The sequence below is a fragment of the Streptomyces sp. NPDC052109 genome (genome assembly GCF_040680195.1).
In the GTDB taxonomy this organism is placed as follows: domain Bacteria; phylum Actinomycetota; class Actinomycetes; order Streptomycetales; family Streptomycetaceae; genus Streptomyces.
In genome coordinates, this window is sequence record NZ_JBFAWF010000007.1 from 85,488 (window position 1) to 106,686 (window position 21,199).

General features: G+C 72.1%; 16 protein-coding genes and 2 pseudogenes. 6 read left to right on the forward strand and 12 right to left on the reverse strand.

Translation table 11 applies throughout. The features are described from left to right. Window positions 1-7: 7 nt before the first annotated feature. Window positions 8-1,255 (reverse strand): spermidine/putrescine ABC transporter substrate-binding protein, encoded by a 1,248-nt coding sequence (locus AB0L59_RS16830; RefSeq protein ID WP_365583763.1) that lies wholly within the window; start codon window positions 1,253-1,255, stop codon window positions 8-10. An 87-nt stretch (window positions 1,256-1,342) separates the two neighbouring features. Further along, complete coding sequence (locus AB0L59_RS16835; RefSeq protein ID WP_365583766.1) at window positions 1,343-2,878, reverse strand: gamma-aminobutyraldehyde dehydrogenase; 1,536 nt, start codon at window positions 2,876-2,878, stop codon at window positions 1,343-1,345. Between the two features lie 209 nt (window positions 2,879-3,087). Between AB0L59_RS16835 and AB0L59_RS16840 the strand changes: the two genes are divergently transcribed. Next, entirely contained in the window at window positions 3,088-3,651 is a 564-nt protein-coding gene (locus AB0L59_RS16840) for an NADAR family protein (protein WP_365583767.1), read from the forward strand. A gap of 134 nt (window positions 3,652-3,785) precedes the next feature. On the opposite strand, the gene AB0L59_RS16845 is transcribed toward AB0L59_RS16840, so the two are convergent. Further along, window positions 3,786-4,655, reverse strand: a complete 870-nt coding sequence (locus tag AB0L59_RS16845) for a DUF4190 domain-containing protein (RefSeq protein ID WP_365583770.1) — start codon at window positions 4,653-4,655, stop codon at window positions 3,786-3,788. A 153-nt stretch (window positions 4,656-4,808) separates the two neighbouring features. Here AB0L59_RS16845 and AB0L59_RS16850 point away from each other — a divergent pair, with 153 nt between their 5' ends. The 3 genes and pseudogenes from AB0L59_RS16850 to AB0L59_RS16860 all read left to right on the forward strand — a co-directional run. Next, a complete protein-coding gene (locus AB0L59_RS16850) occupies window positions 4,809-5,876 on the forward strand; it encodes an adenosine deaminase (protein WP_365583772.1) in 1,068 nt (355 codons plus the stop codon). Between the two features lie 20 nt (window positions 5,877-5,896). Then, window positions 5,897-6,583 (forward strand): glycerophosphodiester phosphodiesterase, encoded by a 687-nt coding sequence (locus AB0L59_RS16855; protein WP_365583774.1) that lies wholly within the window; start codon window positions 5,897-5,899, stop codon window positions 6,581-6,583. Between the two features lie 194 nt (window positions 6,584-6,777). Beyond that, window positions 6,778-7,106, forward strand: a pseudogene (locus tag AB0L59_RS16860) (biotin transporter BioY); the annotation flags it as partial. Here the strand turns inward: AB0L59_RS16860 and AB0L59_RS16865 are convergent. Then, complete coding sequence (locus tag AB0L59_RS16865) at window positions 7,103-7,597, reverse strand: hypothetical protein (protein ID WP_365583777.1); 495 nt, start codon at window positions 7,595-7,597, stop codon at window positions 7,103-7,105. The pseudogene AB0L59_RS16860 and the gene AB0L59_RS16865 sit on opposite strands and share 4 nt — an antisense overlap. 60 nt (window positions 7,598-7,657) lie before the next feature. Then, complete coding sequence (locus AB0L59_RS16870; protein ID WP_365583778.1) at window positions 7,658-13,483, reverse strand: TIR domain-containing protein; 5,826 nt, start codon at window positions 13,481-13,483, stop codon at window positions 7,658-7,660. Window positions 13,484-13,584: 101 nt separating this feature from the next. Here AB0L59_RS16870 and AB0L59_RS16875 point away from each other — a divergent pair, with 101 nt between their 5' ends. Next, the gene (locus tag AB0L59_RS16875; protein ID WP_365583780.1) at window positions 13,585-14,868 is read left to right on the forward strand and encodes an SLC13 family permease; all 1,284 of its coding nucleotides are present in this window, start codon (window positions 13,585-13,587) and stop codon (window positions 14,866-14,868) included. On the opposite strand, the gene AB0L59_RS16880 is transcribed toward AB0L59_RS16875, so the two are convergent. The 6 genes from AB0L59_RS16880 to AB0L59_RS16905 form a co-directional block, all read right to left on the reverse strand. Beyond that, window positions 14,865-15,053: a DUF397 domain-containing protein gene (locus AB0L59_RS16880; RefSeq protein ID WP_365583783.1), complete on the reverse strand. Its 189-nt coding sequence runs from the start codon at window positions 15,051-15,053 to the stop codon at window positions 14,865-14,867. The two genes, AB0L59_RS16875 and AB0L59_RS16880, sit on opposite strands and share 4 nt — an antisense overlap. Next, window positions 15,028-15,864, reverse strand: coding sequence for a helix-turn-helix transcriptional regulator (locus AB0L59_RS16885; protein ID WP_365583784.1), 837 nt, complete (start codon window positions 15,862-15,864; stop codon window positions 15,028-15,030). The genes AB0L59_RS16880 and AB0L59_RS16885 overlap by 26 nt, the downstream gene beginning before the upstream one ends. Before the next feature lie 150 nt (window positions 15,865-16,014). Next, on the reverse strand, window positions 16,015-16,971 hold the full coding sequence (locus tag AB0L59_RS16890; protein ID WP_365583787.1) for an inositol monophosphatase family protein: 957 nt from the start codon (window positions 16,969-16,971) through the stop codon (window positions 16,015-16,017). After that, window positions 16,955-17,611: a hypothetical protein gene (locus tag AB0L59_RS16895; RefSeq protein ID WP_365583789.1), complete on the reverse strand. Its 657-nt coding sequence runs from the start codon at window positions 17,609-17,611 to the stop codon at window positions 16,955-16,957. Before AB0L59_RS16895 ends, AB0L59_RS16890 begins: the two co-directional genes overlap by 17 nt. Before the next feature lie 31 nt (window positions 17,612-17,642). After that, entirely contained in the window at window positions 17,643-18,599 is a 957-nt protein-coding gene (locus AB0L59_RS16900; protein WP_365583792.1) for a hypothetical protein, read from the reverse strand. Between the two features lie 275 nt (window positions 18,600-18,874). Next, window positions 18,875-19,297: a hypothetical protein gene (locus AB0L59_RS16905; RefSeq protein ID WP_365583794.1), complete on the reverse strand. Its 423-nt coding sequence runs from the start codon at window positions 19,295-19,297 to the stop codon at window positions 18,875-18,877. 625 nt (window positions 19,298-19,922) lie between these two features. On the opposite strand from AB0L59_RS16905, the gene AB0L59_RS16910 reads away from it, so the two are divergent. Continuing rightward, window positions 19,923-20,597, forward strand: coding sequence for a bacterial transcriptional activator domain-containing protein (locus AB0L59_RS16910; protein WP_365583796.1), 675 nt, complete (start codon window positions 19,923-19,925; stop codon window positions 20,595-20,597). 153 nt (window positions 20,598-20,750) lie between these two features. Here AB0L59_RS16910 and AB0L59_RS16915 read toward each other — a convergent pair. Next, window positions 20,751-21,199 (reverse strand): annotated as a pseudogene (locus AB0L59_RS16915) (hypothetical protein); the annotation flags it as partial.

Below are 21,199 nucleotides of genomic sequence, written 5' to 3' on the forward strand. Positions count from 1 at the left end.
GTCGTCGTCACGCCCCTGTGAGCTTCGAGAACTTCTGCTGGTAGGCCGTCTCTTCCTTCTGCGTCAGCGCGCGGAAGGCATGGGACTTCGCCTGCATGGCCTTGTCGGGAAGGATCAGCGGGTTGCTCGCCGCCGATTTGTCGATCTTCGCAAGGTAGGGCTGCACTCCCGCGACCGGGCTCACGTAGTTCACGTACGCGGCGAGCTCGGCGGCCGGCTGGGGCTCGTAGAAGTAGTCGATGAGCCGCTCGGCGTTGGTCTTGTGACGCGCCTTGTTGGGGATCAGCATGTTGTCGGTCGACGTCATGTAGCCGCTGTCGGGGATGACATAGCCGACGTCCGGGTTGTCCGCCTGGAGCTGGACGATGTCGCCGCCCCATGCCACGCACGCGGCGAAGTCGCCCTTGCTGAGGTCCGAGGTGTAGTCGTTGCCGGTGAAGCGGCGGATCTGGCCCTTGTCGACGGCCTTCTGGAGGCGGGCGATCACCGCGTCGAAGTCGTCGTCGGTGAACTTCGCCGGGTCCTTGCCCATGTCGAGCATGGTCATGCCGATGCTGTCGCGCATCTCGGTCAGGAAGCCGACGCGGCCCTTGAGCTTGGGGTTGTCGAGCAGGTCGGAGATCGACTTCACCTCGATGCCGTCGAGCGCCTTCTTGTTGTAGGCGATGACGGTCGAGATGCCCTGCCACGGGTACGAGTACGCCCGGCCCGGGTCCCAGTCGGGCGCGCGGAACTGGTCCGAGAGGTTGGCGAAGGCGTGCGGCAGGTTGGCCGGGTCCAGTTTCTGGACGTAGCCGAGGCGGATCATGCGGGCGGCCAGCCAGTCGGTGAGTACGACCAGGTCGCGCCCGGTGTCGTGGCCGGCGGCGAGCTCCGGCTGGATCTTGCCGAAGAACTCGTCGTTGTCGTTGATGTCCTCGGTGTACTTGACCTGGATGCTGGTCCTCCGGGCGAACGCGTCGAGCGTGGGGTGGCGCTTGGTCTTGTCGTCCACGTCGATGTACTCGGGCCAGTTGGAGAAGTTGACGACCTTCTCCTTGGCCGAGTGGTCGTCGGCGGACACGCCACCCTGGGTCTTGGATGCCGCCGGGATACCGCAGGCGCTCAGCGCCCCGAGTGCGCCGACCGTGAGCGCGCCGCCCGCGGAGGCGCGCAACAGCGACCGGCGGGCCACTGCGGTCCGGCCGTTACGGAGGCTGCGCCGTATGGCGGCGACTTCGACCGGGGTCAGTCGGTCGGGCTCGTACTGCTCCATGCGCGTGGTGCCCTTTCGGGAGGGTTGGGTGGTCGGCCTGGTCGAGGGCCGGAGCGTCACACCGGGCGGCAGCCGGACGAACGGCTGCTACCGGTCCCCGAAGATCGTGCGGTGCCAGTCCTTGCGGGCGACCGCGGTGTTGTCGAACATGACGTGCTTGACCTGCGTGTATTCCTCGAAGGAGTACGCCGACATGTCCTTGCCGAAGCCGGACGCCTTGTATCCGCCGTGCGGCATCTCGCTGATGATCGGAATGTGGTCGTTGATCCACACGCAGCCCGCCTTGATCTCGCGGGTGGCGCGGTTCGCGCGGTAGACGTTGCCGCTCCACGCGGAGGCGGCGAGGCCGTAGGGGGTGTCGTTGGCCAGCCGGATGCCCTCGTCGTCGCTGTCGAAGGGCAGGACGACCAGGACCGGGCCGAAGATCTCGGACTGGACGATCTCGCTGTCCTGGGCCGCGTCGGCGACCAGGGTCGGCCGGTAGTAGGCGCCCTTCTCCAGGTCGCCCAACGGGGCCTCGCCGCCGGTCACCACGCGTGCGTAGGCGCGCGCACGGTCCACGAACCCCGCGACCCGGTCCCGCTGGACGTGCGAGATGAGCGGCCCGAGGTCGGTACCGGGAGCGAAGGGGTCCCCGAGCCGCACGGTCTCCATCAGGGCGGCGGTCCGCTCGACGAACGCCTCGTACAGCGATCGCTGCACGTACGCGCGCGTGGCGGCCGTGCAGTCCTGGCCGGTGTTGATCAGGGCGCCGGCGACGGCCCCGTGGACGGCGGCCTCCAGATCGGCGTCGTCGAAGACCACGAAGGGCGCCTTGCCGCCCAGTTCCAGGTGCAGCCGCTTGACGGTGGCGGTGGCGACCTCGGCGACGCGCTTGCCGACGGCGGTGGAGCCGGTGAAGGAGGTCATGGCGACATCCGGGTGGCCGACGAGGTGCTCCCCCGCCTCCCTCCCGGTCCCGGTGACGACGTTGATCACACCGTCGGGGAGGCCGGCGTCCGTGGCCGCCTGGGCGAAGAGCAGCGAGGTGAGAGGGGTCAGCTCGGCCGGCTTCAGCACGATGGTGTTGCCGGCGGCGATCGCCGGGAGGATCTTCCAGGCGGCCATCTGGAGGGGGTAGTTCCAGGGCGCGATCGACCCGACGACACCGATCGGCTCGCGCCGGATGTACGACGTGTGGTCTCCGGAGTACTCACCGGCGGACTGCCCCTGCAGGTGCCGGGCGGCGCCCGCGAAGAACGCGGTGTTGTCGATGGTCCCCGGCACGTCGAACCCGCGGGAGAGCTTCAGCGGCTTGCCGCACTGCAGCGACTCCGCGCGGGCGAAGTCCTCCGCGCGGTCGGCGAGCACCGCGGCGAACCGGTGCAGGGCGTCCGAGCGCTCGCCCGGGGTGGCCGAGGCCCAGGCCGGGAAGGCCTCGCGAGCTGCGGCGACGGCCGCGTCGACGTCGTCGGTGCCGGCCAGCTCGTAGGTGTACACCTCCTGGCCGGTGGCGGGGTCGACCACGGCGTGGTTACGGCCCGAGGTGCCCTTCGTCAGCCGGCCCGCGATGAACTGCGCGCCGTCGGCGAATCGTTCCTCTGCGGGGAATCGTTCCGGGGTGGCGGTGCCCGGGTTGTGCATGTCGCTCTCCTCCGCCGTTCGCCCCGTCCCGGGGGGTGGGTGGCGTAGCTCCAGCTCGATTTGAGTGCCGATCCTGACAGAGCAATAGGACTCCAACAAGTGATTCCGTTGTTGCCTTTTGGTTACGCGACGGAATCTGTCGACCAGGTGTCGAGTTGGGGCGGAAAAGGGCGGACGGAGTGTCAGTGGTGCGTGCCAGACTCGCGTGCATGGGCAAGATCGACGGGGTGGAAGCCCTGATCAGAGAGGTCCGGGCGGGCAGCCGGATCAAGTACCTCCACTTCTGGGGGCACCGGCCGAGACCGGACGGCAGTGTCGGCGCGGGCTGTCTGAGCCAGTGGTGGCCGTCACCGTTCGTGGTGGACGGGGTGGAGTACGCGACGGCCGAGCACTGGATGATGGCGGGCAAGGCCCGGCTGTTCGGGGACACCGAGGCGGAGCGCCGGGTCCTGGCCGCGGCTCATCCCGCCGAGGCGAAGAAGGCGGGACGGCTGGTCCGCGGCTTCGACGAGGCGACATGGGGCCGGGAGCGCTTCCGGATCGTGGTCGAGGGCAGCGTGCACAAGTTCGCGGCCGACGACGATCTGCGCGGTTTTCTGCTGGGCACGGGTGACCGCGTGCTGGTGGAGGCGAGCCCGGTGGACCGTATATGGGGCATCGGGCTCGCGGCGGACGACGAGGCGGCGTCGGATCCGCAGCGGTGGAAGGGGACGAACCTCCTGGGGTTCGCCCTGATGGAGGCGCGGGAGAGGCTGGCGGGCGCGGGGGCGTAGCGCAGGGGGTCAGCGCCCGGGGAGTGCGGAACCGGCGCCGACCCCGGTGCGCCTCCGGCGGGCCGCGCCCAGGCGGCCGAGTCGCGTCCCGGCACGGCCCCACGCCCCTCGGTCCCGGTGTGCCCTCCGACGCTTCAGTTGGTCACCGCGATGAGCAAGGCGAAGAAGACCAGCACCAGGACGATCCCCGCCCCTCCGCAGATGAGGCCGGCCAGGGCCACGCCGGGGTTGGTGGCCTCGCCCCGCTTGGCCTTGCCACGGCCCAGCGCCCCGAAGATCACCGCCAGGATGCCGAGTACCAGCGCGATCGGCCACAGCAGGAAGCAGACCGCCGAGACGATGCCCAGCACCAGCGAGGTCGTACCCATCCCGTTGCTCGGCATCGGCTGCATGCCGGGCCAGCCGTAGCCCTGCGCGGCCGGGTAGGGCCCGGGGTACGGCGTCGGCGGCTGCGGCTGCCCCGGGTAGCCGTAGGCCGAGGGCGGGCCCGGATAGCCGTACGGCACCTGGGCGGGACCGTCGGGTGCGATGGGCGGCGGGGGTACGGGTTCCGGGCCCGCCTGCGGTGCGGCCTGCGAGGCATACGGGCCTGCCGGGGCGGGCGGCACCGGCGGGGCGTACGGGTGCGCGGCGGTCGCCGGCGGGGCGTACGGGTTGGCGGGAGGCGGGGCCGCCGGGGGCGCGAACGGGTTCGGCGCCGCGGGTGCCGGCGGAGCCCAGGAGGCCGGCGGCGTGGCGGCGCCGGACCCGTCCGGCGCCGCGGGCAGCGAGGTGACCGTCTGCTGATGGTGGACGGAGTCGCCCGGCGCACCGGAGTCCTGATGGGACGCCGGTATCGCGTCCTGGACCGGAGCGGGGCCGGTGTCCTGCCCCGGGGCCGACCACGGTGCTCGCTGCGCGGCCTGCTCCCCCGTCGGCTTGTCCAGCGACACCCGGGGTGACGTGGCCCCGTCGCCGGCAGGCTGATGTTCCTGTGGCGTGGACTGCGGCGCCTCGTCGGACATGGTCGAACCCCTCTGCTGGCTGTCCCGCCATGCTAAGGGCAGGCAAAGCGGGCGCGGGCCGGGGCCTACGATGATCCCGCGCGACCGATCAGCCGATCACCGCGCCCGCGCCACGCCCCTCGCCGCGCGGGCGCCCTTCCCGGGGAGGACCCCATGACCGACAGCTCCGTACCCGCCGCCGGCACCGCCGACCGCGATCTGCGGACCTTCATCGCCGGACTGCCCAAGGCCGAACTGCACGTTCACCACGTCGGCTCCGCCTCCCCGCGCATCGTCTCGGAACTGGCCGCCCGCCACCCCGACTCCAAGGTCCCCGCCGACCCCGAGGCCCTGGCCGAGTTCTTCACCTTCACCGACTTCGCCCACTTCATCGACGTGTATCTTTCGGTCGTCGACCTGATCCGCACGCCCGAGGACATCCGGCTGCTGACCTACGAGGTGGCCCGCGACCTGGCCCGGCAGCAGGTGCGCTACGCCGAGCTGACCGTCACCCCCTTCTCCTCCACCCGGCGCGGCATCGACGAGCTGGCCTTCATGGCGGCGATCGAGGACGCCCGCAAGGCGGCCGAGGCCGAGTTCGGGACCGTGCTGCGCTGGTGCTTCGACATTCCCGGCGAGGCCGGCCTGGAGTCCGCCGAGGAGACGGCACGCCTGGCCACCGACGACCGCATCCGCCCGGAGGGACTCGTCTCCTTCGGGCTCGGCGGCCCCGAGATCGGCGTGCCCCGGCCGCAGTTCAAGCCGTACTTCGACCGGGCCATCGCCGCCGGTCTGCACTCCGTGCCGCACGCCGGCGAGACGACCGGCCCGGAGACGGTGTGGGACGCGCTGACCGAACTGCGCGCCGAGCGCATAGGGCACGGCACCAGCTCCGCGCGGGACCCCGAGCTGCTCGCGCATCTCGTCGAGCAGCGCATCCCGCTGGAGGTCTGCCCGACCTCGAACATCGCCACCCGCGCGGTCCGCACCCTGGACGAACACCCGATCAAGGAGTTCGTGCGGGCCGGGGTGCTGGTCACGATCAACTCCGACGACCCGCCGATGTTCGGCACCGACCTCAACAACGAGTACGCGGTGGCCGCCCGGCTGCTCGACCTGGACGAGCGGGGCCTGGCCGACCTCGCCAAGAACGCGGTGGAGGCCTCGTTCCTGGACGCCGGCGGCAAGGCCCGGATCGCGGCGGAGATCGACGCGTACACCGGCACCTGGCTCGCGTCCTGACGCACCCCACAATGGGGGGCATGCAGACCGTGACCGCCGTGGCTCATCGCGGCGACCCCTACCGCTTCCGTGAGAACACCATCGACTCGCTGCGTTCCGCGCTCGACCGGGGCGCGGACGCGGTCGAGGTCGACGTACGGCTCACCCGCGACGGCGTCCCCGTACTGCTGCACGACGACACGCTCCAGCGGCTGTGGGAACTCGGCCGGCCGCTCGCCGCGCTGTCCGCCGAGGAGGTGCGCGGGCTCACTGCGGGCGGGGTGCCGACGCTGGCGGAGGCGCTGGCCGCGACCGGCGACAGCCGGGTGATGGTGGACCTGTGCGGGCGGGTCGAGCGGCGGATGGTGGACCGGGTCATGGACGTGGTCCGGCAGAGCGGTGCCCAGGAGCGCGCCTACTACTGCGCGGGCCCCGAGGCGATGCTCACCGTCCGCGCCGCGGACCCGGCCGCCGAGATCGCCTTGACCTGGACCAGCCTCGCCCCGCCCCGGCCCGCGCTGCTGGCCGCGATCCGCCCTCGCTGGCTCAACTACCGTTTCTCCCTGCTGAACCGGGAGTTGGCGGCCCGCGTCCACCGCGACGGCCAACTGGTGTCCGTGTGGACCCCGGACACCCGCCGCGCGATGAGCCGCCTGCTGGACCTGGGAGTCGACTCGATCACCACCAACCGCGTCGACGTCCTGCACGCCCTGCGCAACGGCGGCTAGTTCCCGGCGGACGCCCGGGACCGCCGTGGCACCGTCGCCGCGTCGGACGGGGTGGCCCGGGTGGCGTACTGCGGGACCGGGGTGTCGTCCCGGGGCACGGACCGAGGCCTCAGAGCCCGGGGGCGGGTCGGGTTACTCTCGTGCGGGGAAAGCAGTTCAGAGTAGAGGCCCAATTTCATGCGGCGCGACAACTGATGCCCTGGTTCGCCGGCGGCGCGTCCGGCGCGGCCGTGCCGACCTTCGGATATCTCGTCGGCCTGGTCCTGGCCGCCGCCGTGGTCGGCGGCCTGGCCCGGCGCGGCGGCGACCGCGGCCCGCTGCGCACGGCCGGTGCCATGGCGCTGGGCAGCCTCTGCGTGTACGCGGTCGGGGTGCCGTACCTCGCGTGTCGCTGCACCTCTCCCTGTCCCGCGCGCTGGTCCCGGGCGCCGTGCCCTACCTGCCGGGCGACGCCCTGAAGGCGGCCGTGGCGACGGGCCTGCTGCCGGGGGCGTGGCGGCTGCTGGGCCGGTCCGGGAACTAGGCAAGGGCCTCCAGCCGCTTGATCTTCTTCCGCACGACGTAGAGCGGGATCACCCCGAAGACCCCGAAGGACATGTCGATCAGGCTCCACCAGAAGGGGATTCCCCGGATCGGGCCGCAGACCAGGGCGAGCGGGATGATCCCGGCGCAGGCGATCATCCCGAACTCGACCACCCAGATGTTGCGGACGGGGTCGCGGTACGGCCCGTAGAAGGCGACCGCGATGACGAGGTGGGCGAAGGCCAGCCAGTCGGTGCCGTAGAGCAGGAACGGGTATTCGGCGTCGGCGGTGTCGAGTCCGTCGCGCACCCGCTCGATCCAGTCCATCAGGGCCGGCAGGTGCTCCGGCACGGACAGCGCGCGCAACGCGCTCTCGGCCCAGCGCAGTTCGTGCACCAGGGGGAAGGCGGTGGCCCCGCTGAGCGCGAGGCACACGACGAAGAGGACCAACCAGACGCGGATGCCCTTCAGCAGGGCGGCTCTGTCGCTCATGGCAGGAGCGTACGCCCAGAGTTGAACGTGTTCAAAAAGGCCCCGTCGCCACTCCGGTCCCTACTCCAGCGGGTCGTCCGGGGCGACACGCCGTACGCCCGGCAGACGGCCGTCCAGCTCACCGGGTTCGAAGCGGCACATGCCGACCGCGTGCCAGAACTCGCCGGTGACGTCTCCCTCGTACTTGTAGCCGCCGGACGGGGACAGGGCGGCCCAGCCGCCGGGCATGCCGACGAGAGTGGCCCGCAGGGAGGCGGGAGCGTCGGCGGGGACGGTCCACAGCCGTACCGTGCCGTCCTCGCCGCCGCTGGCCAGCAGGGAGCCGTCGGGGCTGAACGCCACCGCGAGCACCCGGCCGGTGTGGCCGGTCAGCACAGCCGTCTGCGCCCCGGTGTCCGGGTCCCACAGCCGGACGGTCCGGTCGTCGCCGGCCGTCGCCAGCAGGGGGCGCCCCGGGTGGACCGCGGCCGTCCAGATCTTGCCAGCGTGCCCGGTCAGCCGGTGGTCGGCCGCGCCGTCCCGCCAGATCACCGCCGTACCGTCCCACGAGGCGCTGGCGAGCCAGGAGCCGTCCGGGGCGAAGGCCACGGCGTACACCCGGTCGGTGTGGCCGTCGAGCACGGCGGTGATCCGGCGGCTCTCCCGGTCCCAGATCCGCACCTTGCGGTCGTCGCAGCCGGTGGCCAGGACCGCGTCGTCGGAGCGGAAGGCGATCGCCCGGACCCGCCCGAAGTGCTCGGTGATGGCGGCGAGATGGGCCCCGGTGGCCCGGTACCACAGCCGTACCGTGTCGTCGTCGTTGGCGGTGGCGAGCAGTTCGCCGTCGGCGCTGAACGCCTCCGCCCACACATGGTCGGTCTCGACGTCCAGTTCGCGCTGGTACTCGCCGGTGGCCGCGTTCCACAGATAGATGTCGCCGTCGCTGCTCGCGGTGGCCAGCAGGGGCCCGACGGGGCCGAACGCCGCCGAGACCAGCCGATCGCTCTGCCCGGTCAGTTCGCGCAGCCGGCGGCCGGATCCGGAGTGCCACACCCGGACCACACCGTCGTTGCCGCCGGCCGCCAGCAGGGAGCCGTCGGCGCTGAAGGACAGGGTGCCGATGCGCCGTCCGTGGCCGCGCAGGATGCGCCGGCCCTGGCCGGTGGCCGGCTCCCACAGCCGTACGACCCCGTCGTTGCCGCCGGTCACCAGCAGCGAGCCGGGTCCCTGGGCGGGCGTGTCGCCGTGCGGGCGGAACTTGCACACCCACACCGAGCCACGGTGCTCTGCGGGCTGCCGGTTCAGCGGCACGGCGACCGGGTCGGCCGCCGGGTCGATCCGCCACAGCCGGACCACCCCGGCGCTGTCCCCGGCGGCGAGCAGCGTCCCGTCGGGATCGAACAGCACCTGGTACACGGCCCCGCTGCAGCCGCCGAGCAGCCCCGCGGAGCCCCCGGCGGCCAGGTCCCACAGCCGCACCTCGCCGTCGGTGTCGCCGCTGACCAGGAACCGGCCGCCCGGGTGGAAGTCCAGTGTGTAGACGCGCCCGGAGTGGCCGGTGAACTCGTGCCGCACGGTCCGGGTGGCGAGGTCCCACACACGGACCGTGCCGTCGCGCCAGTCGTCGCCCCGGTCGCCGGTGGCGAGCAGGGTGCCGTCCGGGCTGAACCGCGCCCGGTACACCGCGTTGCGGTGTCCCGGCAGCTCACCGGCGAGCCGGCCGGTGGTGAGGTCCCACAGGCGGACGACGGCGGTCGCGTCGCCGGTGACGAGGGTGGCGTCGTCCGGTGCGAACGCCACCGTGTACACGGGCCCGGTGTGTCCGGGCAGCCGGTGCAGCGCGGCACCGGATGCCGTGTCCCAGACGGTGACCACGCCGTCGGCGTCCCCGGTGGCCAGCAGCAGCCCCTCGGCGTCGAGGACGACTGGCCAGACGCCCTTCGGGTGGATCTCCAGCCGGCGCAGACAGCGCCCGGAGACGGGGTCCCACAGCCGTACGGTGCCGTCGGCGCTGCCGGTGGCCAGCACCCGTTCGCGGAACTTGACCGCGTAGACCCGGCCGGTGTGGCCCTGCAGGGTGCGCAGCGGGAGGCCGGTCGCGACATCGGCGACCAGGACGCCGCCGTCCTCGCTGCCCACGGCGAGCAGTTCGCCGTCGGGACTGTAGGAGATGGGCTCGGGCAGCCGGGTGCGGCTGCTGAACCCGTACGGCACCCCGACCGCGGCGGGCCGGAAGCCGGAGTCGACGGCCATGCCGGGCGCGAGCGCGGCGGTGGCCAGCTCGGGGCTCGTGGCCAGGGGCCCGGTGGTCGCCGAGATCAGCGCCGCCCGCCGCCACCGGCCACCGTCCACCCGGGCGCCGGTCAGGTCGGTGCCGATCAGCCGGGCCCGTCTGAGGTCGGCGCCGCGCAGGTCGGCGCCGGTCAGATCGGCGCCGTCGAGCCGGGCGCCGGTCAGCCGGGCGCCGCGCAGGACGGCACCGGAGAGGTTGGCGCCGACCAGCCGGGCGTCGGTGAGGTCGGCGCGGGTGAGGTCGACGCCGGAGAAGTCGCGGTGGGACAGGTCCTCGCCGGCCAGGGCGGCACCGCGCAGATCGGTGTGGGCGGGCACCCGGAGCCGGCTGAGGATCTTCACGGCGTTGGCGCGGGCGGCGTCCGCAGAGGTGTCCGCGGCCGTGCCGGACAGCTCCCGCTCGGCCCACGCCTGGCAGAGCCGGTGGTCGGCGAGGTCACAGAGGAACTCGACCGCCAGCTGACTGAGTTGGCGCCGGCTCAGCAGGGTACTGTCGCCGTCGGTGAGCCGACGGCCGCACTCCCTCGCGACCAGCCACTCCACCACCGAACCGTGGATGAACCGGAACACGCCGTCGTCGCTGCGCACCAGCAGACTGCCGGAGCCGATGGCGTGCGCGGTCTGCGGCACCGACAGCCGGGTCTCGGCGAGCCCGGTGAGGGTCTCGGCGACATCGGTCAGCTCGTCCAGCCGCAGCGCGTCCTGCCCGCTCTCCCACAGCCGCAGGGCGAGCGCGGTGACCGCGTCCCACAGCTGGTCCAGGGACAGCCCGGGCCCCCGGCCGGGGCCGCCGCTGCCGCGCTGCGCCTCGAAGCCGAGCCAGGCCGTGAGCACCTCCTGGTACAGCCCGGCGGGGCTGAGGGCGCGCCCGGCGCCGGCGACCGCGCGCAACCGGTCGTCGTCGAGGTCCGCGACGAAGCCGAGCAGCCGGGGGTTGCGGCACAGGGCGAGCAGGTCGGGGATGGCGTCCAGCAGCCGGATGCGGCGCTCGGCGGCGCGGTCGTCGCCGTCGTAGCGGTTGACCAGGTAGGCGCGGATCTGCTGAGGGGTGAACTCCTGGACGGCCAGCACCCGGCGGTGCGGGAGCAGCCCGACGCGTTCGCCGAGGGCGGTCAGCACCTGGCCCTGGGAGCGGAAGTGCTGGGTGCGGCTGGAGATCACGATCTTGGCGCTGTCCACGGCGGAGTCCAGCAGCACCTGGAGGCGTTCGGCGGCGCGGTCGTAGGTGACCTGGTTGACGAGTTCGTCGAAGCCGTCGAAGAGCAGCACGATCCGGCCCTGCTGGAGCATGTACCGGAAGGCGCGCAGGTCGATGTTGTCGACGCCGTGCGCGGCGAGGTGCGCGGCGACGAGTCCCTCGAAGGAGTAGGCCCGGTCGAGTGCGTGCAGTTCGATCAACAGCGGGACCAGGTGCGGCAGTTCGGCCGGGATGCGGCGGGCCAGCTCGCGCAGCGCGAAGGTCTTGCCGTGCCCGAAGTCGCCGAGCAGCAGCAGGAAGCGGCCCTGGTCGGAGTCGAGCAGCCGGAGCATCTCGTCGACCAGCCCGTCGCGGTCCTCGGCGTCGAGGCGCTCCACCTCCCGGTACCGCTGCGGCAGATACATGCCCGGGGGATAGCGGGGGTCGGTGCGCAGCCGCTCGCTCTGCCCGGCGACATAGCCGCGCAGGTCCAGCAGTCCCTGGAACTCGGTGAAGCTGCGCACCCGCACGCCCCGGCGGCGGGCCGCGTCGCGCAGTTCGCGGTCGGGCGGCGGACCGTCGTGGACGAGTTCGGCCTCGGTCTCGGCGTCGGCGGCGTGCACGAGGGCCACGAACCGGTCGACGTCCTGCGCGTCCGGGGTGCCGCTGTGGACGGCCACCCGCTGCTGCCGGACGAAACCGGACTGGGTCCAGGTGACGAGCAGTTGCGGCACCGGCCCGTCCACCGGGCGGATCTGGGCGCCCTCGTGCCGGGTGCGGCAGACCTCGGCGACCCGCGCCAGCAGGATCTCGGCGGGGGTCTGCACGGCACGCGGCTCGGGGTCGGGGAGAGCGGGTCCGCCGTTGTCGTCGTCGGGGGGTGCGGCTTCCGGCCCGAAGGCCCGATCGGCCCGCCGCCACTGGAGCGCCCGCCGCCGCGGCTCCCCCGGCCCCTGCCAGACGGACAGTCCGTCGCGGCCGACCCGCACCAGCTGGTGCCCGCCGGGCCCGGTCGCGCCGATCACCGGCACCTCACCGGCCCCGGTGGTCAGGGCGGGCAGCGCGCCGGGGTCGGCCGGGCCGTGCAGCAGCAGATGCAGCCGGGGCGCGGTCAGCCGGGTCAGCACGTCGGTGTCGCGCAGCGGGCCGGCCCCGTCCAGGGCGGCGGTGCCCGGCGCACCGGCCCGGCGCACGCCGGCGGCGGGCCGTGCGGCGCCGGGCGAGTGCCGCACGACGCCGATCCGCAGCCATCCCTCGGTCTCGTGCGGCCGCAGGGCCTGCGCGAACCAGGCAGCCTGCTCGCGCCCCACCATCCCGTACTGGTCGTCGCGCCGATGGCTGTACGCCATGGACGAGTTGAGACCGGCGACCACGGTGTGCAGTTCCGGCACGGGGAAGAGCGTCCACGGCTGGTCGCTGTCGAAGACGACGTCGAGCCCCTGGTACAGCTCCCGGAACAGCCGGGCGAAGTGCCGCCACTTGGGCCAGTACGGCGGCCGGGGCGGCATCTCGTCGGCCTCGCAGGTGCTGAAGTAGGCCTGACAGGCGGCCAGGTTGACGTCCTGGCCGCCCGGGACGAGGGCGACCCGGTGCGGTTCGAGCCCGAGCAGGGCACGCATCCCGGTGAGGAAGGCGAGGGCCTGCTCGAACTCGCGCCGGCTGCCGGAGGCGGTCAGGTCCCCGGTGACGACCAGCAGGTCGGGCGAGGGCGCCCCCGCGTCGGTCAGCTCGACGAGGTCGCCCCAGATGGCGGCCTGCAGCTCGGCGGGGTCCTGCCCCCTGCCGAAGGCGGGGCCGGCCAGCTGGAGCACGGTGACCGCCTCCCGCTCCCGCACCTCGCCGGACACCCGCGGGTACGACGGCGCCGCCGCCGGTCTGCGGCGCCCGGCCCACCCGGGTCCGCCGAGCGGCCGGCCGGGGCTCGGGACGGCCGGGGTGGCCGCCACGGGACGGCCGTTCGCGCCCGGGTATCCGGGCGGCAGGCTGGGCCGCGCCCGCCCGTCGAGGGCCTGCCGGACTCGGGCGAGGAGCAGTTCCCGAGCCGCCGCCGGATCGGCGACGGGCACCAGGTCGACGTACGTGATGGTGGCGAGCAGCCCCTCCACGGGGATGTCCTCGACCCGCACGGTGATCAGCCGCCGCTCCGGCGCATCGGGGTCGGCGCGCAGCGCGGCCTGCCACTCCATCCGCCCGTACCGGGAGCGCTCGTAGTTCCGCGAGAGAACGGCGATGACGGCGGCGGACTCGCTCACGCCCCGGTCCATGAAGTCGACGAAGTTCGTGCCCGGCACGAAGTCCCAGGCCTGCAGGACCGTGCGGTACCCGGCCTCCTCCAGGGTCCAGGCGATCCAGGACGCCCAGCGTTCGTCGGCCGGCGAGTAGCTGATGAAGAAGTCCAATGGCCCGGTGTCCCCCGGGATGTTCTGACGAGCCACCATGTATTGATGATGCCGTGAAAAGAGAGGTTGATACCGGTCGTTTCCACGCGTTCGACGGCGCCCCGGTCACAGCGGCGCACAGGTGTGCGACCCTTCCAACCGTGCGTGCCTTATTGCTGCGTCTGCATGTGCTCGACCGGGTGGCGATCGGTCTGCTGGCGACCGGATCGCTGTGTGTGGCCACCGGGTTGCTGCCCACCGGTTCCGCATCCGACGCGATGACGCGCATCGCCCCGCTGCTGGCGTTCCTGGGCACGGTGATCGTGCTGGCGGAACTGACCAGCAGGGCCGAGGTGTTCGACGTGGTGGCGGCGCGGGTGGCGCGGGCGGGCAGGGGCAGCTACCCGCTGCTGTTCCTGCTGTGCGTGGCCTTCGCCTCGGTGACCACGATCGCCCTGAACCTGGACACGACGGCGGTCCTGCTGACACCGGTGATGCTGGCGCTCGCCTCCCGGGTGGGCATCGCGCCGGTGCCGCTGGCCATGACCACGGTGTGGCTGGCCAACACGGCGAGCCTCCTCCTGCCCGTGTCCAACCTGACGAACCTGCTGGCCGCCGACCGGGTCGCGCTGTCCCCGCTGGGGCTGGCCGGGCGGATGTGGGCGCCGCAACTCGCCGCGCTCGCCGTGACGATGGCTTGTTTGTGGCTGTTCTTCTGGCGCCGGGGGCGGCGTGGGGGGCCTGTTGTGGACGGGTCCGGTCTGATGGCGGCCGTGCCGGTGTCGGGGCCGGGCGCGGCGCGTGCGGACGACGTCCGTGCGGATGCCGCCGACCGCTATGCGCCGCCCGCCGTGCACCGGCCTGCCGACCCGGTGCTCTTCCGCGCGTGCGCGCTGGCCTGCGGCGGCTTCCTCCTCGCCATCCTGGTGGCCGACGTACCGCTGTGGATGGCGTCCGGGACGGCGGCGCTGGTCGCCGTGGCGGCGTTCGCGGTCCGCGACCGGTCCGCGATCCGCGTGTCGCTCGTCCCCTGGCAGCTGCTGGTGATGGTGCCCGGCATGTTCCTGGTGGTCGAGACGTTCGACGCGCACGGGCTGCACCACCTGCTGGCCTCGGCGGTGGGAGCCGACGGCGGCGCGCTCGGCATGTTCCGCGCGGCGGCGGTCGGCGGCGGTCTGTCCAACGCCCTCAACAACCTCCCGGTGTACCTGGCCGGCGAGGCGGCGGTTCCCCTGGGCAACCACGACCAGCTCCTGGCCCTGCTCGTGGGTACGAACGCCGGGCCGGTGATCACGCCGTGGGCGTCCCTGGCGACGCTGCTGTGGTACGAGCGCTGCCACGCGTACGGGGTCCGGGTGCCGGTCACCCGGTTGACGGGGACCGGTGCGGTACTGGCCGCGTGCGCGGTGGGGGCGGCAGTGGCTGCGCTGGCTTTGACGCGCTAGTTCGCCTTCACGGCACCGACGAACGCCGACCAGGCCGGTGCCGTGAAGACGACGGTGGGGCCGGTGGGGTGCTTGCTGTCGCGGACGGGGACGTGAGTGGGGGCGGGGGTGTCGTTCACTTCGAGGCAGTCGCCGCTGCTGCCGCCGCTGTAGCTCGACTTACGCCAACCTGTCAGTTCTTTCATGCTCGTAATCCTCCGCAACCGACCTGATCAGCGCCAGGGACTTACGGTGCGACAGCGCGTCGCCCAACGCGTGATCGTAAGCCACCTGGCATTCGCGGACCACGGACGGGAGTTCCAGTATCCGGCCGGACTTCAAGCCCTCCGCATAGGCAGTGGGCGGGAGATCCTCGAACCACATGAGCGAGACAAAGCCCTCCAGCAGGGCGTGGTAGCCGACCGAGAAGGGCAGAACGTGCACGCGGATGCGGAGGCTCTCCCCCAAACTCGCAATGTGACGGAGCTGCTCGCACATCACCTCCGCACCGCCGATCTTCCGACGCAGGACCGCCTCGTCAAGCAGCGTCCACACCTTGGGTGAGCGGAAGTTGTCCAGGATGCGAGCGCGCCCGAGCCGTGTGGCGAGAAGCTCGTCACGTTCCTCGGCCGTCTTGGGAGAGGCACCCGAACTGAGCACCTCACGGGCGTACGCCGGTGTCTGAAGAATGCCGGGCACCAACTTGGGAGCGTACTCCCGGATCTCAATCGCTTGCCCTTCGAACTCCAGCGCCTCCGCGAAGTGCTCGGCCACCTGCTTGCCATCCAGCGTCGGCAGGAACCGTACGAAGAACCCGTCCCCGCCCAGCTCCCGGTCCAACCGCCGCGCGTCCTCCACGTCCGGCCGTCGGCGCCCCGCCTCGATGTGGGCGATGTGCGTGCGGGACATCACGACACGTTGGCTCAGTTCCTCCTGGGTGAGCCCCGCCGCCTCCCTCCTCCGCTTCAGCTCCTGCCCGTACTCCAACCGCGAACGCGGATTGTCCTCGATGGCCACCTGTGCAACTCCCCCTGGTGCAGACCCGGTTGTCACGCTCGGTCATCTACCGAAGGTACTTTCCGCCACATCACTCTGTGCATGAATCGCCACGGAAAGTGAAAGGCGTTGGCATGCAAGACCAGGAAGACGGCTTCGTCGGGGTGTACCTCACGCTGAGGGTCTCCCGGGACGGTGGTCGGACGTGGGGGCCGAAGGTGACGTACCGTCCGCCGAAGAACGCGGCACCGCTCGACCTGTCGGGACGGTTTCCGCCGTGCGCCTGTCCCCGGTGCCGGGAGAGAAAGGGCTGACCAGGTCGAGAAGGTCCGGGAGCAGCTCCGGGCGCCCGGCGACGAACGAGCGCCCGGTGTCGGGACCGCCGAACCCGCCCCCGAACTCGGCGCCGTCGAGGTGCCGTAGGGCGATACCGGCCTCGCGGGCGAGCAACGCACCCGCGGGGAGGTCGATCGCCTCCGCGCGGTAGCCCACGAAGCCGTCGATGTCGCCACGGGCCAGCATCGCCCACGCCACCAGGGGTGCCCAGAGCTGGAGCAGGCGCCGGGAGCGGAGTTCGAGGGTGTGCCTCAGGGCGCAGGCCACGGCGTCGTCGCGGGAGACGCCGTGGCCCTGGGTCCAGGCCAGCAGGGGGCCGGCCGAGGAGAGCGGACGGCCGACGGCACTGGAGGGGAGCCGTCCGCCCGGGCCATGGGCCCCACCACCGCGCAGCGCGGACCAGGTACGGCCGGTCATCGGATCGTGGACGACCCCCACCACCGGCGTGTCGTCGACGCACAGCGCGATCCCGACGACGTAGACGGCGAGCCCGATCACCACGTTGTTGCTGCCGTCGAGCGGATCGACCAGCCAGGTTCGGCCGCCGCCGTCCCCGGCGAGTTCCCCCGCCTCCTCGGCGAGGATCCGGTCGTGCGGGAAGCGCTCGCGGATCCGGCCGACCACCAGTTGTTCGGCCGCCACGTCCAAGTCGGTGACGACGTCGCCGAGTTCGCCCTTCTGCCGGGCGGCGAAGCCGTCCGGGAAGCGGGACCGCAGCAGCGCTCCGGCCTCCTCGGCGGCGGCCACGGCCGTACGGCGCTCGGAGGACCAGTGGTCACGGTTCGGGCTCATGGATCCTCCTGAGGGCGGCCCGAGCGATCCGGGCGGTCTGGGTCGCGTCGCACGTCCGGCGGACCATGCGGTGTCCCGGGGTGGACAGCGGCCCCAGGGAGAGGTCCGGCCGGCCGGGCAGGGTCCGGCCCAGGACCAGGGTGGCGGTGGGGCGGCCGTCCGGCACCACGCTGGTGTGGAATTCACCCGCCGGGAGGGCATAGCTCTGGCCCCGGGCGCTGGTCTGTTCGGCGCCGGCCCGACAGCGCACCAGGCGCTCGGTGGGCCGGAGTTCGTCGACGCCGGACGGATCGCTGAGCACCTCGAAGACGCGGTGGGTGGGGTCTCCGGTCTCGTCGTCGACGTCCATGCGCCGGTTGTCCAGCCGTCCGTACAGCACGGTGCTGGTCAGGTCCCAGCTGTGGCAGTGCACCTGGGGCACGGTCCGGTCCGGTTCGGCCTCCGGTGTGCCGAAGACGTGGACGCAGACGCCGTCCGTGCCGTCGCGCAGGACCGGCAGGCAGACGAAACCGAGCGGGTGCCGTACCGCGCGCAGGGCGCGGCTGCCGGAGACGATCCGGTCCAGTTCCGACACGGCGTGCCGTAACAGCTCGGCGGTGGCGTGTCGCCGGGCGGCCCGTTCCAGGGCCGGGTAGTCCATGTTCCTTCCCCCCTTGGCCGGAACACGACGCTCACCTGCGGTACGGGTTCTCCGCGCGCAGCGCCTTGTCGATGATGTCGCCGACGTCACGGTCGGTGAAGCTCGGCGGCAGTGGCAGGCCGAGCCGGTCCAGCAGGCGTCTGACCTCGTCCACGGTCGGCTCGTCGGCGAGCGGGACGGCCTCGCGCAGGTCGAGCTTGACGGCCTGCTCGCGGCTCTGGTGCAGCTCGGTGACGTAGTAGTCGTAGAGGGGCCGGTCCCGCGCCACGTAGAGGCTGACCCGGCTGGGGTCGTCCTGGGTGATGATGAGGCACGTGTCGGAGAGGTCGAAACGCAGGGCCGGTGCGACCGAGGACAGGTGGACGTCGATCTCCAGGGTGTCCAGTCGCTGCCGGTGCCAGCTCGCGGCGACGACGGTCGCGTACGCCTCCTTGCGGGTGCGCTGGACGGTCCACTCGCCGAAGTCGCCGCCGGAGCCGAAGGTACTGCGGAAGCGGGCGTAGGCGGCGCACGCGTGGTCGTCGGCCGGGTTGATGATGTCGATCTTCATGCTGAGGGAGCGCCGCTGCCGCTGTGCCTCCAGCACGCACTCGGGGAGGGTCACGGCGCGCAGATAGGTGCCGGTGCCGCCCTTGAACACCCAGCGGGTGGTGGCGCGCCGGGCCCGCTCGTGCGCGAGCGCGACCTCGGCGCCGGAGAGCGTGCGCACCATCGCCAGGTCCTCGATGGCGCGGCCGGTCCCCGCGGTCGCGGCGCGGATGTCGGCGACCCGCCGGCGGCGCTCGGTGAGCGTGCCGTACACGAGCGCCGCGAGGACGAGCAGGGTGGCGCCGGAGACGATGTTGTCGTCCATGTTCTGGTTGAGGACGTCCATGAGCCCGACGACGAGGGCGACGCCGATGGCGACGACCCCGTCCAGGTTCCGGACCGCCCAGGCGATCGCGTTCTCCAGCCGGCGCCCGGCCCCCTGCGGCGTGCTGTTCGTCACGTCCACCCTCCCCCGACGGTGGCTTCCATCGTAGGAGGAACGGGAGTTGGTCAGCCATGCCTCAATCGGTCACGGGGCGCCCCTGTGCCGGACACTGCCGACGGTGCACGAACGGGCCTGCAGTCCGAGTCGAGGATGACCAGGGCCGTCGAGAGATGAGGACCGGCAGTTCCTCGCCCGAGGCCGCCACGCCGATGCCCGCACCCGCCGGGGCGGCGCCGACCGGGGCGGTCGGGAGACACCGCGGAGGCGCTGGTCACGTCCGTGACCAGCGCTCACGGCAGGTCGTCGCGTCCCCACCACGCCGGCTTGACCGGCACTCCGTCGTCGTACCACCCGGCCGGTTCGTCCTGCCCGACCGGCTCGTCCTGCGGCGCGGCAGACTCACTCGTTTCCCGCGCGGGTGCCGGGACGGCGACGGGCGCGGCTGAGTCCTCCAGCAGTTCGGCCACCGTGAACCGGGTGGCGAACGACTGCCACATCCCGTCGACGACGAGCAGGAACCCGTCGCCGTCCCGAAGAAGCCGACGGCGCCTGGGGCTTCTGGGATGCTCGGGCGAATAGCTCCGAGCCCGCCGCTCCAACTCCGCGAGCGCCTCGGCCCGGGTTCCGTGGACGTGCGCGACCACGTCGGCCTCGATGTGCTTCCGCTCGCCGACACTCCTGGTCGTCTCGACGACCAGCCCCCACACCGTCATGTTCTCCGCCCCGTTCGAGTGTGACCAGGAAGGCAAGTTTGGCACTGGGGCAGGCCCTCCCCCACGTGCCTCTCCCACGGCTACGACGCTCACGGCCCGCCCGACGGGCTGCTCACTCCTCGCGGCCGAGAAGGCCGCCGGCGTGTCGGCCCGTCGTGTGTTTCCGTTTTCGTCACCCGGGGCTTTCGGGCACGCCCGGCCCGGCGAACCGCCGTACGAGCCGAGGTGCTTCGTTGCCGCTGGGCGGTGATGGGTGGGTGCGGCGAGGGGCACGGGGCCTTTCCGCAGGGGGAGACAACCCGTGACGGTGCGGTTGCGGATCGTAAACCCCGGTGGTCTTCCCTGGTCAGACGCCGTCGGCTCACGGGCACCGCACGCGTGTGGCGACGGTTAGACAATCCCCGGCGGGCGGAGCAGCATGGTCCTGTTGGGAGGTGTGAGGATCGCGGATCCTTAGGCGATTGCGGCGCCGCCAGTCCGCGGGCGCCCGGTTCGACCGATCCCGAGCGATCACACAGCTATGAGCTCAGATGATCTCGCTGCCCTTTCTGAGACCGCGAAGAGCCGGCCATCCGTACGCATAGCTCTCCTTGGTGGTTTCGACCTCGTTGTCGACGATGTCCCGGTGACAGCCCCAGTCGGCTCCAAGCGACTTCTGGCCTTCATCGCGCTCAATCACCGCGCCTCCGTCCCCCGAGCCTTGATCGCCGGAAGCCTTTGGCCAGAAGCCTCCGAGCAGAAGGCGCACACGAACCTTCGGGCGGCGCTGACCCGTCTGCACGACGTCGGCCGGAAGGCGCTGGACGTCTCTCCCGGCGAGGTGCGCCTCGCGCGGGAGGTCACCGTCGACCTGTACCACGCCCGGTCGCTGGCCCAACGCATACTCGACCCCCGCGTGCCGGCCGAGGACCTCGTCCTCAACGCGGCCACCGTGGACCAGCTCTCCGCCGACCTGCTGCCCGGGTGGTACGACGAGTGGGCCTTGCTGGAAGCGGAGACATGGCACCAGCTCCGGCTCCACGCCCTGGAGAAACTGGCGGGAGAACTCATCGACGCCGAGCAGTTCGCCGGCGCGGTGACGGCCGCTCATACGGCTGTGCAGGCAGATCCACTGCGGGAGACCAGCCAGGTCTCGTTGATCCGTGCCCACCTCGCGGAAGGCAACCTGTCCGAGGCACTGGACCACTTCGAACGCTATGCCCGACGTCTGCGCAACGAGTTGGGACTCCGTCCCACACAGCGGCTGTGCCGGCTCGTGGCCGGACTGCAGCAGCAGTCACCCCGCGGAGGCGGACGTTAGGTCTGCGAACTGCGACGGGTGCGGGGGTACGGCCGGACCGATGTAACCCACCGATTGTGACCCGCGGCGTGCGTGCTCGGACCTGCGCCCGCGAACTCGCCACTGTCCTGCGTGGCGAGTTCGCTTTGCCGAAGCGGGTCGGCGCAGAGGCCGCTACCTCCCGGACGCCTGGTTGTTCTGGTTCACACCAGTCCTGCCCGACGCCTGGTTGTTCTGGTTCACACCAGTCCTGCCCGACGCCTGGTTGTTCTGGTTACCGCCAGTTCTGCCCGACGCCTGGTTGTTCTGGTTCACACCACCACGACGGCCCGACGCCTGGTTGTTCTGGTTACCGCCAGTCCTGCCCGACGCCTGGTTGTTCTGGTTACCGCCACCACGGCCGGACGCCTGGTTGTTCTGGTTCACACCACCACGGCCGGACGCCTGGTTGTTCTGGTTCACACCACCACGGCCGGACGCCTGGTTGTTCTGGTTACCGCCGGTGTTCCCCGACGCCTGGTTGTTCTGGTTACCCCCAGTGTTCCCCGACGCCTGGTTGTTCTGGTTACCGCCGTTGTTCCCCGACGCCTGGTTGTTCTGGTTACCGCCGTTGTTCCCCGACG

Bases quoted from the DNA above. Each gene is read 5' to 3' on its own strand.
- AB0L59_RS16855 (WP_365583774.1), top strand. From the start codon at position 5,897: ATGCAGACCGTGACCGCCGTGGCTCATCGCGGCGACCCCTACCGCTTC.
- AB0L59_RS16830 (WP_365583763.1), bottom strand. From the start codon at position 1,255: ATGGAGCAGTACGAGCCCGACCGACTGACCCCGGTCGAAGTCGCCGCC.
- AB0L59_RS16890 (WP_365583787.1), bottom strand. From the start codon at position 16,971: ATGAGCCCGAACCGTGACCACTGGTCCTCCGAGCGCCGTACGGCCGTG.
- AB0L59_RS16840 (WP_365583767.1), top strand. From the start codon at position 3,088: ATGGGCAAGATCGACGGGGTGGAAGCCCTGATCAGAGAGGTCCGGGCG.
- AB0L59_RS16895 (WP_365583789.1), bottom strand. From the start codon at position 17,611: ATGGACTACCCGGCCCTGGAACGGGCCGCCCGGCGACACGCCACCGCC.
- AB0L59_RS16845 (WP_365583770.1), bottom strand. From the start codon at position 4,655: ATGTCCGACGAGGCGCCGCAGTCCACGCCACAGGAACATCAGCCTGCC.
- AB0L59_RS16865 (WP_365583777.1), bottom strand. From the start codon at position 7,597: ATGAGCGACAGAGCCGCCCTGCTGAAGGGCATCCGCGTCTGGTTGGTC.
- AB0L59_RS16905 (WP_365583794.1), bottom strand. From the start codon at position 19,297: ATGACGGTGTGGGGGCTGGTCGTCGAGACGACCAGGAGTGTCGGCGAG.
- AB0L59_RS16835 (WP_365583766.1), bottom strand. From the start codon at position 2,878: ATGCACAACCCGGGCACCGCCACCCCGGAACGATTCCCCGCAGAGGAA.
- AB0L59_RS16850 (WP_365583772.1), top strand. From the start codon at position 4,809: ATGACCGACAGCTCCGTACCCGCCGCCGGCACCGCCGACCGCGATCTG.
- AB0L59_RS16880 (WP_365583783.1), bottom strand. From the start codon at position 15,053: ATGAAAGAACTGACAGGTTGGCGTAAGTCGAGCTACAGCGGCGGCAGC.
- AB0L59_RS16870 (WP_365583778.1), bottom strand. From the start codon at position 13,483: ATGGTGGCTCGTCAGAACATCCCGGGGGACACCGGGCCATTGGACTTC.